This window comes from Bacillus paralicheniformis (assembly GCF_002993925.1).
Classification (GTDB): Bacteria; Bacillota; Bacilli; order Bacillales; family Bacillaceae; genus Bacillus; species Bacillus paralicheniformis.
This window is the reverse complement of sequence record NZ_CP023665.1, coordinates 1,918,353-1,930,522: the sequence shown is the minus strand read 5'-3', so window position 1 is coordinate 1,930,522 and position 12,170 is coordinate 1,918,353. Positions and strand designations below refer to the sequence as shown.

Genomic DNA, 12,170 nt, shown 5'->3' with positions numbered 1-12,170 from the left:
GAATGATCATGCCTTTAACTAAAAAGAAAATTCCTGTCACTATTCTCACTGGATATTTAGGCGCCGGGAAAACCACACTTTTAAATCGAATACTTACAGAAAAACACAATCAAAAGATTGCGGTTATTGTCAATGAGTACGGAGAAGTCGGGATAGACAATCAGCTCGTCGTTGATTCTGAAGAAGAAATTTTGGAAATGAACAACGGCTGTATCTGTTGCACGGTCCGCGGAGATTTGATTCGCATTCTGAGAACTCTTGTATTCTCAATGGATCAAGGGAAAGTTGCATTCGACCGGGTTATAATCGAAACAACAGGACTGGCTGACCCAGCACCTGTTGCCCAGACTTTTTTTATGGATGAGCTGCTGTCCGACATATTTGAAGTTGACAGCATCGTCACGGTAGTAGACAGCAAGCATATCGCCAGACATCTGGATGATCAGGATGAAGCTCAAGAACAAATTGCTTTTGCTGACGTCATCATCCTCAATAAAACAGATTTAGTATCAAATGACGATTTGGAATCCTTGGAGCAAAGACTTGTCAACATTAATCCTGCGGCTAAGAGGCTGCATGCCAGAGATTGCAAGATCAATTTAAAAGATATACTGGGGATCAATACGTTTGACGTCAATCGAAAACTTGAAATCGACCCTCATTTTCTAGAGGATCATCATCACCATCATCATGATGATAAAGTGTCTTCTATTGCTTTTCGGGAAGAGAAGCCTCTTGATTTGGCAAAAGTGGATCATTGGATGAGTTATCTCGTACGGGAAAAAGGCGAAGATTTATTACGTTATAAAGGGATCCTTTCTATTAAAGGGGAAGAATATCGAATCGTATTCCAAGGGTTGCATATGCTGTTTTCAGGACGTCCGGATCGCAAGTGGAACGAAAACGAGACAAAACAAAGCGAACTTGTTTTCATTGGAAAGGACTTGGACAAAGAGGAACTGGAGCGGCAATTTAAAAATTGCATCGCAAAGTAACATTTCTCGCTTTGTTGACCCTCTCTTTGCTTAATAGAAAGACCCGAGATTTGATTTTGCGAGTCTTTTTCAAGGGCAAAATGAGGTTTTAAGCAGGTTATTTGCCTGCTTTTCTTTTTGTTCTTATAAAGGCTTGCCTACATTCCGGCAACTGTCGCGCGATAGTTTAAAGCCGCCCTTCCTTTGAATCTGACGACACCTTCGATAAAGCCGGATAAAAATACTTAAGGTAAAAGTGCGTCTCACAGTTCTAGCCATTAAAAAAGCAGCTAACCAGCTGCATAACATTTGCAAAAAATCATCGTCCGTAGGCTCTCGTATAGGATTCTGGTATTCATGCCCATTTTTCTTGCTTTGTATGACAAAGGCGAAAAGATAAAAGCCCTCCATTTTGTTGGATTTTATTAAAAACCTTGAAAGATAGTTTCCTTTCAAGGTTTTTGATTTTTGCCTTATTCGGTTATTTCTATATAATGTTTCATATTTTGAAGTTCTTCATACCTGATCTGTAGACCGTCAGTTCCTTCAAGTAGAGTAGACACATATCTAGTTATATCTACCTCTATTTCATCAGCATCATCTGGTTCAATAATTTCTGGATGTGAACGAACTTCAAGGGTATAGCCTTTTTCTCCTCCAAACCCCTGAATCACTACCTGAAATCCTAAAATTGGATTTTCTATAAAAACAGCGGGCACTTCTTCATAAATTTGTTCCTCCATACCGCCGAAGGGTATTCCTCCAAATAATTTAACTGAAATTATTCTTGCTAAATCATCTATATCCTTATTCGAAGTAATTGGAATTAAACATTTAAAATACGGATATTTTTTTTCCACCTAACATTCTCCTATTCATCTTTTAATATTTTGCTTCCTTTTGTAAATTTACTATTATATTCTTCTTGAGTAAAGATTCTAAAGGTTAATTTATCAGGTCTCCCTTTTTTATCTGTTTTTCTTAATCCATCTAAAGAGTTTTTTAGAGTTTTATCTAACTCTTTTTGTATTTTCCTGATTTCCTTTATATCGGTACCAGCCCTCCATCTAGAACTTGATGGAAACTTTGAAGCTAATTTATCACTAACAATGAAAGCATCAATATCGAAATCCGTAGGGTCAAATGGAGCGTTTCCCTTATGCGGTCCTTTCTGCCCTGTAGCCAATGAGCCTCTATAACCAACTTTAGCATTTGGATCAATTTCTTTAATTTTCTTCACTGCAGGACTCATTTTGCTTTGAACGGTATTCATAATTTCTTTTCTAGTTTGAACCTTCTCCGCTCCTTTAACACCTTTTTCAGCTTTTGCAACTTTCTTTCCCGCTTCTTCACCTTTAAATAACTTGAAGCCGCGTTTTCCGTACTTAAATGCCTTTCCAAAAGGGGTGACATTCAATGCGGCCATAAAACGATCCCCATTACCTTTAACGATTTCACCTGTTGCAAGGTCGTATCCAAACGCTGCTCTTACTCCATCATACACACCTGTAAATTCCAAAGCTGTCTCTAAATATTTTTCCCACTCACTCTTTTCAACATGATCAGGAAGGGTGTATGCAGGTTCTATCTTGACGATAGTATCACCGTCTATGTATGCCCTGTAAAGCGTATCATTAAATAGTCTATAATCTTTTTTAAGTTTATTCAATTCCTCTTGAGTGTACTCTTTGGTGGAAACCTTTTGTGTCGCCAATTTTTTTAATCGATCTGGATCGGAGAGAGTGTTAATGTCAGCATCTTCTTTTTCCCCGATTTTTTTCAACATAACACCCATCGCTGTTTCTTGATTTCCACTCAAGGCATCCATCTCATCCGGCTTTAAAATAGCGCCTTTTTGATAACCGGCGATTTCAATTTTGGGCCCGGTATACATCTTTTCGAGCCGCGCGATGTATTTCCGCATCGTCTCAAGATCGTTTTCGGCCGTTTTAAGGGCGTTTGTTTGCTCGCGGTCAAAAGCATGCAGCTTTTCAATTGTCTGATTGATTTCCTTTAAGGCTTTCTGATTCTGTTCGTGAAAGCCGCTGTCATTCAAATCAGGCAAATCGACAATGTGGCTGACTTTTGCGATCGTGGCGTTTGTTTTAGATACCAAACGCTTCGTTGTGCGGTCGGCTGAATTCACCCCTTGTTCGAGCTCGTGTTCGAGAAAGGTTTGCGATATAAATCCGTTATGATTCGGTTCAAAGGAATTCAGCGCATTTTTGATTTTTTTCAATGCAGACTGATATTCCCCAATAAGAGTTTCGTAAAACTGAAGGAATGGAGTATGGCATTCTTCATAAAAGTTACGTATCGCGTCTCCCCCTTTCCCCTTTAAAGCATCATCAAGTGATGTAATGCCCTCAACACTTTTTTTAACTTCGGCAATTTCGTCTGATTGATGTTTTAATTGTTCCAGCGTTTGATCAATGGCTTTGTGCAACGCTTGAACATCCAGAGTCTTCATAGCATTCTCCTCTAATACTAAAGTGACATACCTCGAAATATTTTACCACTTTATAGAAAGGAATTGGTGAATAAATCCTATCAATCCATGAAAATGAATCTTTGAGATTAGGTCATTAAACCTATTTGTTAAGGGTTTGAAATACATAAAAAAAAGCCGCTATTAAAACGGCTAAAAGGATATTCCAAAAACTCTTTTAGGTTAAACAACAAAATAATGACTGGGTGCGCTTGTGATGTTTCTTGAAGCTGTGTTGATATCATCGTTGTTCGAAAAATGACTGAGAAAGCCAAGTCCAATTATCATAATTCCTAAACCGATCTTCATTTTAGACTTCATACAAACATTCCCCCTTCAATATTTGCTTTTGAGCATAGACCATCTTTTTAAGACAGATGAGACTATCCTCTGTTTTTCCATTATAATCTAGATAGGTGCCGGCTAACAATGCCAGCTCTTCCAAATACGGAAATCCTTTGCTTGTTTCCAGTCGATTGAAAATTTTAAAAAGCGATGTAGTTTCACACTGTTTTATATAAAGTGACTCGAGAGCTTCAAAAAGGCTTATAAACAGATAATCTTTAAGTTCCACAGCACTTCTAAGCCCTTTTCGGTAATAATCCTTGGCTTTATCATGCTTATTTTGTTTGAAATTGATTAGTGCCAAGTCGTGATATGCTTGCGGCAAATTTTTTGATTTTAATTTTTTATATTGAATGAGAGCTTGTTCAATATATCTTGCAGCCTTGTTTAAGTTGTCCATTTTGTGATAGCAGTTGCCAAGGTTGTAAAAAGCAGAAGCGTATATCTGTAGATTTTTCTTTTTTAATAGTTCTGCGCCTCTAAGTGCTTGATTTAGGTGTGGAAGAGCCTTTTCATGATTCTCTAAATCATCATAATTCCCAGCAATGACAAAATGACACTGAATAAGGCGAACAGAATAGAGTTCATATTTTTTGTAAATGTTATATGCACGCTCTGCAAAGTACATCGAAACGTGGGTCATTTTCATGTGGTAATAGACTTCAGCCATTTTAAAGTAAAATTCCGCTTTTTCAATCGAATCTGATATAGCAGGAAATTGTCGTTCCGCTCTTTTATAATAAGTAATTGCCTTCGTATATTCTCCATTCCTAAATTCGTACATCCCTCGAAAAAAATGATAATAATACATAAGCATATGATCTAATTTTCGTTTATTCCCTTCAATCCTCTTTAAATATTCTGATAATTCCATCTGTTTTTTACCCGAAGGTGCTATATATTCAATCATTATACTGTGGCGGAAAGCCATCAATTGATAATAGATTAGTAAATCCTGATCTTCTTCCATAACCTCTATATCCCTTTCAATTTCAGCTTTAAGCATTTCGGCGTCTGTCACATTGAATTTTTGAATATGCTGGTGCCACTCAGTAATTTTCATCCCCACTTCTGCAGATGAGATTCTATCCAACCTTTTCACCCTTCCCTTAACTATACTAATGATGTAAATTTTAACAATATTTCATCATTCGAAAAAGACGTTCGGGCCACCGCAATTAAATTTTCGGTTCCCCCCGCAACAGCAATTTGAGAAAGGATTAAGAACTATTGATTTAATGGGGGTGATTTTAGGTGATTAAAGTTAGATGCTATTGCGGCTTTTTAAAAGGGAGCGCTATATAATCCCAAGAGCTGTCGAAAAATTGTAAATGGCTCGCCGTTTGACCAGATAGTATTTGTCCTTTTTCAACCCCATCTCCATATAAATCTCAATGTCCTTTATTTTTTGAGAGCAACAGGCTGGGAATTCATATACTTCTACCTAATCATAAACTTTATATAATGGCCTTTTTTGAACGTTGAAGATTGCATCACCGATTTCTAGGCAAATATACAATTATGTATAGACAAACTTCCAGTCCAAAAATAGTCGAATATAATTCTTTATTATAAATCGTAAGATAAAAAGGAGTGATAGGGCTTGTTTTATGATCAATATCCTGTAAACCCGTTTTCATTCCCATCTTTTCATCGGCCATTTGGAATTGAATCCAGTACCTATGTTCGGAATATGCGAGCATTTAGAGATCTTGACCACCTTCGCAGAAATATTGTTCGTTTATTGGGCAGGATGGGGTATGTATTAGTCAGAATTGGAGTGGATCAATTTAATAATCTAGGAGTTACAGGCCAAAGACCCGGTACAGCCTACCAAGAGCTATGTGAAATCTGGATTTATCATAAACACCTTGAGGGCAGAAGTTACGAGGAAACCGTTCTTGCTGAATGTACTACTGATGAAGAGGCTAAAAGACATGTCGATCAGGTTGTCGCCGCGCTACAGGGAATGGTTCGACCTATAGAGCCTTAATTGTTAGAATTTGCTTCATTAAAGTAGAATCAGAATCACATTCAAACCATGCATCATTAGGGGAAAAGGGCCGACAAAGGAATAGAAAAAGTCCATCATTTTGTCGGCTTCAATCGAGTATCGAGTGCTGAAGCTATTGAAAAAATGAAGAAAAATAGCAATGGGCTTTCAGTCTTCAACTATTTTTTTCATTTCACATCAGTAGAATTCTCATTAACCTAGCTTGAAGCATCAGTAGCCGCAATTATCCCAGCGCCCGCGATGAACATATTATATCAATTACTGAATTCCATGCTGTTGAGGTAGGATCAATAATTTTAAAATGTTCCACATATGGAAGCACAATTAATCTAACATTACTGCCTTGTTCGGTTGCCTTGAAATAGTAGTCCTTGCTTAACTTTATTGGAACATGACGATCCTTCACTCCATGAATTAAAACATGATCGGTTTTTATCGGCAACAACTCAATTGGAGAAACAACTTTATAGCGTTCAGCTACCTCTTGTGGTGACCCACCCATTAGTGCGGATACATGACTTTTCATTCCTTTTTCTTCGTGAAATTCCCACATTTTTTTTAAGTCTGTTACTCCAGCCAAACTTATTACTTTCTTGATAGACACTAACAGCTTATTAAACATTTGATCTGATTTTGTTTCAGTTCGAGAGGCTAGCCAAAGTGCTAAATGAGCTCCTGCCGAATGACCCATAACAATTACATTTGACAGGTCTAAATGATAAGATTCCTTTACCTGTGACAGATGATTAATAGCATCAATTACATCGTTAAATGTCCCTTTCCAACCTCCTCCTTCTTCCCCTACTCTGCGGTACTCAATGTTCCAAGTGGCATGTCCCCTACTAGTTAAATCCTCAGCAATAAGATTATTTTCTTCTAAGTCATATTTCGACTGCCAAAAACCCCCATGAATCAAAACAACTACTGGGCAAGGCTCTTTCCTTTCAGGCACCCGTAATACACCGTATTGCGAGTGATGTTTTCCATAAGATATTTTAACTTTATTAGACATCATTCTCCTCCCCCTTACGTAAGGCATCTGCAAAAGATCCGAAAGCACCCCATCCGATCGATGCGAAATCGAGCCGGGCTATAGCTGTAAATAAGCAATAATATCTTTTTTTAGTTCTGTCCTTATCGCTTATAAACCAATTTTCCTCATCTAAACATTTTGCGTCGTAATGTTCTTCCTGGAAGTCATGATCTTCATCAATCAAAGCACTAAACATGTCCTTTTCCAATTAAAATCAAGACATCCCTTCACGATGCCAATATGTTTTGATGTTATCCACGCTTTTTCAGGTTGACAAATTGATTTCAGGCGCTTTGATGTTCCTTGGCCGCTTTATAGTCTTAGTCAATAGAAAGTTTTCCCCTATACGGAAAAGAATTGATGAATAGATTCTGTCTCTCTGTGAAAATGAATCATTTTATTCACGCTGATAAGCCTAAATCAAAATTCCCCTTCCGAAAAACTTATAAAAAAGGAAAAAGATTGTCAAAAAGTGACCCATTCTGTAAAATAAACCATATGAAGAAAAAGAAAAGGCTACATACTCATTTTTTAGAAAATTTTAAATAGACAAAAGAAAGGATGTAAAGGTCATTGGAAGTTAAACTCGCATCTGAAAAAGTTGCAAAGATGCTTAATCAATGGTACGGGATGATTAAACGCCATCAAATCACAGAAGCCATAGCATTAAAAGAAGAAATTCAAAGTCTCATCAAGCACATGAGTGAAGATCAAAATCTGCTGCTTTACTTTAATTTGTTAGACTTTAGATATAAGTTGATGACTGAAGAAATTGAAGAGTCCAATAAGCTTTATCAAAGTATAAAAACGATCGGAGCGGAAAATACAGATAATATGATTGTCTATTATTCTTTGTTTTTTTCAGGAGTTTATGAATTCTATAAAAAAGATTACGTTGAAGCCATCAACTTCTATCAGCTTGCCGAAGCCAAACTCCGCAATATACCCGACCAGATTGAGCATGCAGAATTTCATTATAAGATTGCTGAAGCTTACTACCAGATAGATCAACACCTTATTTCAATAAGCCACGCCCAAAAAGCAAGAAGCATTTTCAAAGAATACCCGGATTATAAACTTAGATCTGTTCAATGTGAGATGACCCTTGGCGCTAATTTATATGACATGTACAGGTTTAGTGCAGCAGAAGAGCATTACCAAAAAGCGTTGAATGAAGCAAAAAGCGCAAAATACTATAGATTGGTTGGCATATTATATCATAACCTTGGATTAATTTATGACAAGAAAAACATTTCCGGGTTAGCTGAAGAATATTTTAAAAAAGCGATTGAGATCACAGAACATATTGAGTCAATAAATGGAGCCCGGACCCTTTATATGATGGCAAGCCTGTTGTATAGAAATGATAGAACAAACGAAGCCAGGAGCTGGTATGAGAAAGGCCTTGAACATGTAGATTCAACAGGCGAAGATGAATACCAAGCAAAATTAAGATTAATTCACTCTTTATATGACCATCATAATGATGCTGCAGTGAACGAATCATTACAATACCTCGAACAAAAAAATTTATGGCCAGATATTTCAGAACTTGAAGAACAAATTGCAGAATATTATTTAAAACAAGGAAATTTATCCAAGGCTGTTGAATATTTCAAAAGAGCATTAAAAGCAAAAAATCAAATTTTGAAAGTAACGGAGGCGTTAGCATGAAAAAATTAAGTATCATCGGCGTATTAAGCATCCTTACACTCACTTTTGCTTTTGGCACTTTCGAAAAAGCGAGTAACTTTGGGGAAGAGCAAGGGTTTCATGTTGCCGAAAAAGCAATCACCGGCTAAAAAATTAAATCAGTGTTTCAATGACTGAAGCGGACTCCTAAAGGGTCTGCTTTTTTGTTCTTAACAGCCCTCGGGATTATCCGAGAGCTGTCGTGAGATTGTAAATTGACCCGCCGTTTTATTTGATAGTATTTCTCCTTTTAAGGCCATCTTCATATAAATCTCAAGGAGCCTTTTAATCCTTCACATTGCTTTTCATTAACCATTCTACTTCCGTTAATTCTTGTTTTTGAACGTCTTTTGTGTGTTTTTTTGTGAAATGGACCTCAAGAGCTTCTTCGTTTTCCCAAATCTCCCAGAGCATGATTTTGCGTTCTGATGGTTCAAGAGGATACGCATGGAATTTAATGCATCCTTCTTCTTTGTTCGTTTCTTCCTCAAGTATTTTGAATTCCTTCATTATTTCATTGAGGTCTTTATCACTGATAATTTTTAAGCATGCCGTTATGTAATGCATCCAAATTCCCCCTTCAAATCATTTATATACCCACCTCTTTAAAATAATGAGGGAGATAAACTCCCTCGCGCCTTAATTTTCAAGAAGGTCTTTAAGATCGTCTAAAATAACTGACATTACATCTGTCTGTTTATTCGTACATTCTGTTACCCTCGCCCCTTGACCGAGATGCTTTTCGGTTACCTCATTTACTTCCTCAAGTCTACCTTCTTCGCTTAGCTTTCCATCGTTTCCATCCTTAATTCGATCAACATCATATTGGTCACATACATATTTCGTAGCATATTTTGAGAAAGCATCAACTTCATCAACAATTATGGTTTGATAAGCTTCTTTAGCCTTTTCGGGATTTTTTGTAAGCTGTTTGTTCACTTTTTTGAAATCTCCCCAGCTATTAATCGGCATGAAAGGGACTCCAGCAATTGCGTTCAATCCTTTTTCAAACGGAAGATAAAGTGGCTTTTTCATTCTGGTACTTTGCTTTGTTTTCCCTAAGTTGTAGATCCGTATATCGTAATAACTTTTCCTTCAAGTCCTTTTGTTACTACAGAAATCTGAGGGTTAAAAATGGCTATCGACATCAATATTCTCCTTTTAATTATTTTTATATTGCTTTCTTGATAGCCATTAATTATTAAAATGGCACATCATCTTTAGAGATCGATTGAGAAGAGCCTGTGACTACTTTCCCTCCGAATCCAGTTTTCTTCTCATTTTTATTGCTTTTCTTAGTGTCATTCTTCATTTCCTCTAGTTTAAGCTCTCTCTCAGTCAATGCTGCTTTAACTGCTGCTTCGTCAAAAGCTGCTTTATCGTCTTCGTCATAATGAGACTTTAGGTTCTTTTTGAAATAAGATATGTCTCGTATAATATCAAAAGGGACGCCTTATTACAATTTGTCAAACGACAGGAAGAGTTCAATAAAATGATGCTGGAACGCATTGAGCTTTTTGAGAAACGCCAGAAGAAAAGAGACGAAATGCTGATGAAATCCCTTCGCGAATCCCAGGAAACTCAAAAAATGCTAGCTGACGCTCGCGAGAAAAAATGGTGGCAATTTTGGAAGTAAATATCCTTTCCAAACAAACTTATAGTAAAATGACCTAATAAAGAGATGTACGTTTCCCTGATGCTCTTGAAAAGATAAAAAGGGAGGATAGTTTATTGTTTTTTAAATCAAATGAAAATATAGATAAAACAAGTGTTAATATAGCTTTTTACTGCTCATTCATTTATTGGTCAGGATTTTTATTAATCAATAGCATTCTTGATTTATTTAATAAGAGTATAAAAATAAATTCATTTTTGTTGTTAATAACAGGATTAATAGTTTTTTTTGTCAGTGAATTTGTAGCGAAATGTATCAGAAAAACAAAGAAAAGCAAAAAATAAAAAAAGTGTGAGCATAAAGCTCACACTTCATTCTTTTTATTGAGATCTACAACTATATGTATTTGTTGCTCCTGAGCCCATTTTTGTAATAATGATACCTTTTCCCTTAGAATTACAAGAATTTATAACACTCATGCCTAACATTGGGACAGCTGCTAACATTAGTGTAAGGGCAGTCGGACTTTTAGCGAAAATTTTAGCTATAGCCGTAGCTGTGGCCCAAAATCCGCTATTATAACCAACTGCATTACTCAATTGCTTTATTTTCGAGTTACTAATTTTATATTCTTTATAATTTATACCCAAACCCATTGTAGTGAAAGTTTGTTTCTTCGGGTTACTTAACTTATTTTTATTTAACTCACCAACATATTCACTGAATATTACAAGCGCATCGTCACTTGTCAAAGAAGCAGATGTTTGATTTTTATAACTCGCAATAGAGTCGTACAACTTCTTAGCTTCTGGGGTCAGTTGGTTTATTTCTTTTTGAGAATTAGCCGGCAGATTTTCCATATCCAGCTTTGCATCTAATTCATTGATAGCCCTAACTAAGACTCTAGTATTTTCTACTTCCTTCCCAGATACACTTATCATTTCATCACTAGATATCGTTTTACCTTCAAACGACTCTGTACTAGCTAAAGCACTGAAAGGCATCATACTAAACAAAAGCACTGATGAAAATAGAATTCCAAAAGATTTTTTCAATTAAATTCTCCTTTTTTTCTATATTTAGGCTGCAACCAATACCCACATTACAACAAAATACTTGTAAATGTAAACAATTTTGGATAAATATTCGAATTTATGACACACTTAAAATCAAGTATGGTTTTTAAGATTAGTGATCCGGAATTTTTAACATTCCTAAATCAAAAATAAAAGGAGCAGACCACTACTTACAAATTTCGGAGAAACAGCCGTTACTGTGGCATTAGTGAAAGCTGGAATTCCATTAGCTGATGCACAGTTAATTGCAAAGGTTGTTTATAACTATACATTAAAACAAAAGAGTGAGGCTTATAACCTTCACTCTTTTATTTTAATTAAGTAAGGAGTGCTACACCATGAAACTACTTGTAATGACGCTATCAATTTATCTTTTGTTTTTTATCGTCTTTTATTATGTACAGGGGAGAAAAGAAAGAAGCTGAAGAAAAAAACACAAATGAAAAATTTTTATTATCTATAGTGATAGGAGCTTTGGTTTTATCACTAATTCCTACTGTAGTCATAATGGGGATAATCTTATTTGCAATCTGTGTTTAGGTTTGTATTTATTTATATAGTAGCATCTTGTGTTCTATTGGGAGTATCGATAACGACAACTTTAAATTATCATTAGGATTAACTTTATTTTTTCTTTTATTAGAATGTATTTTCTCTAAAAAATCTAATCGTATCTTTAGGGCGGACATCGATAACCCTTTTCCATATCCCTCATTCTCCTTCCCGGCTCCGGCCGCTGATTTGTGTAAATGCGAATTAATAAACCCTGATACTTCTATTTTGATTTTGTCTTTATCCCCTAAACGTTTACGCATATGACACTTAATTTTAATGCTCTTTTCTCCTTGTCTTTTTCGCTGTTTTGGCGAGGCTGCATTACTTGTATTCAAAAATAAATCCCTCTTCTTCTTTTGGAACTTGTGAACATTCGTT

The 12,170-nt window shown here is 36.1% G+C and carries 13 protein-coding genes and 2 pseudogenes; 5 read left to right on the top strand and 10 right to left on the bottom strand.

Annotation, left to right across the window (positions count from 1 at the left end):
• Positions 1 to 2: 2 nt before the first annotated feature.
• Entirely contained in the window at positions 3 to 995 is a 993-nt protein-coding gene (locus CP943_RS09865; protein ID WP_035338712.1) for a CobW family GTP-binding protein, read from the top strand.
• Between the two features lie 452 nt (positions 996 to 1,447).
• Here the strand turns inward: CP943_RS09865 and CP943_RS09860 are convergent, their stop codons facing one another.
• The 4 genes and pseudogenes from CP943_RS09860 to CP943_RS22670 form a co-directional block, all read right to left on the bottom strand.
• Positions 1,448 to 1,834, bottom strand: coding sequence for a hypothetical protein (locus tag CP943_RS09860; protein WP_025811456.1), 387 nt, complete (start codon positions 1,832 to 1,834; stop codon positions 1,448 to 1,450).
• A gap of 11 nt (positions 1,835 to 1,845) precedes the next feature.
• Positions 1,846 to 3,444, bottom strand: coding sequence for a T7SS effector LXG polymorphic toxin (locus CP943_RS09855; RefSeq protein ID WP_234026569.1), 1,599 nt, complete (start codon positions 3,442 to 3,444; stop codon positions 1,846 to 1,848).
• A gap of 328 nt (positions 3,445 to 3,772) precedes the next feature.
• Positions 3,773 to 4,900 carry a Rap family tetratricopeptide repeat protein gene (locus tag CP943_RS09845; RefSeq protein WP_105980954.1) on the bottom strand — a complete coding sequence of 376 codons (1,128 nt, stop codon included), beginning with the start codon at positions 4,898 to 4,900 and terminating at the stop codon, positions 3,773 to 3,775.
• Positions 4,901 to 5,104: 204 nt separating this feature from the next.
• Positions 5,105 to 5,218: pseudogene (locus CP943_RS22670) on the bottom strand (ArpU family transcriptional regulator); the annotation flags it as partial.
• Between the two features lie 192 nt (positions 5,219 to 5,410).
• Between CP943_RS22670 and CP943_RS09835 the strand changes: the two are divergent.
• Positions 5,411 to 5,800 (top strand): hypothetical protein, encoded by a 390-nt coding sequence (locus tag CP943_RS09835; RefSeq protein WP_020451469.1) that lies wholly within the window; start codon positions 5,411 to 5,413, stop codon positions 5,798 to 5,800.
• 244 nt (positions 5,801 to 6,044) lie between these two features.
• Here CP943_RS09835 and CP943_RS09830 read toward each other — a convergent pair whose 3' ends face one another.
• Positions 6,045 to 6,836, bottom strand: a complete 792-nt coding sequence (locus tag CP943_RS09830; protein WP_234026568.1) for an alpha/beta hydrolase family protein — start codon at positions 6,834 to 6,836, stop codon at positions 6,045 to 6,047.
• Positions 6,826 to 7,062 (bottom strand): hypothetical protein, encoded by a 237-nt coding sequence (locus CP943_RS09825; protein ID WP_105980953.1) that lies wholly within the window; start codon positions 7,060 to 7,062, stop codon positions 6,826 to 6,828. Before CP943_RS09825 ends, CP943_RS09830 begins: the two co-directional genes overlap by 11 nt.
• 365 nt (positions 7,063 to 7,427) lie before the next feature.
• On the opposite strand from CP943_RS09825, the gene CP943_RS09820 reads away from it, so the two are divergent.
• Positions 7,428 to 8,528, top strand: a complete 1,101-nt coding sequence (locus CP943_RS09820; protein ID WP_105980952.1) for a Rap family tetratricopeptide repeat protein — start codon at positions 7,428 to 7,430, stop codon at positions 8,526 to 8,528.
• A complete protein-coding gene (locus tag CP943_RS22825; protein ID WP_260187862.1) occupies positions 8,525 to 8,656 on the top strand; it encodes a hypothetical protein in 132 nt (43 codons plus the stop codon). Before CP943_RS09820 ends, CP943_RS22825 begins: the two co-directional genes overlap by 4 nt.
• Before the next feature lie 175 nt (positions 8,657 to 8,831).
• On the opposite strand, the gene CP943_RS09815 is transcribed toward CP943_RS22825, so the two are convergent.
• A complete protein-coding gene (locus CP943_RS09815) occupies positions 8,832 to 9,113 on the bottom strand; it encodes a putative quinol monooxygenase (protein ID WP_026579713.1) in 282 nt (93 codons plus the stop codon).
• A 72-nt stretch (positions 9,114 to 9,185) separates the two neighbouring features.
• Positions 9,186 to 9,694 (bottom strand): annotated as a pseudogene (locus CP943_RS09810) (AAA family ATPase).
• A gap of 344 nt (positions 9,695 to 10,038) precedes the next feature.
• On the opposite strand from CP943_RS09810, the gene CP943_RS09800 reads away from it, so the two are divergent.
• Entirely contained in the window at positions 10,039 to 10,182 is a 144-nt protein-coding gene (locus CP943_RS09800) for a DUF3967 domain-containing protein (protein ID WP_229078756.1), read from the top strand.
• 359 nt (positions 10,183 to 10,541) lie between these two features.
• On the opposite strand, the gene CP943_RS09790 is transcribed toward CP943_RS09800, so the two are convergent.
• On the bottom strand, positions 10,542 to 11,216 hold the full coding sequence (locus CP943_RS09790) for a hypothetical protein (protein ID WP_105980950.1): 675 nt from the start codon (positions 11,214 to 11,216) through the stop codon (positions 10,542 to 10,544).
• 569 nt (positions 11,217 to 11,785) lie between these two features.
• Complete coding sequence (locus CP943_RS22285) at positions 11,786 to 12,127, bottom strand: hypothetical protein (protein WP_158700703.1); 342 nt, start codon at positions 12,125 to 12,127, stop codon at positions 11,786 to 11,788.
• Positions 12,128 to 12,170 lie beyond the last annotated feature (43 nt).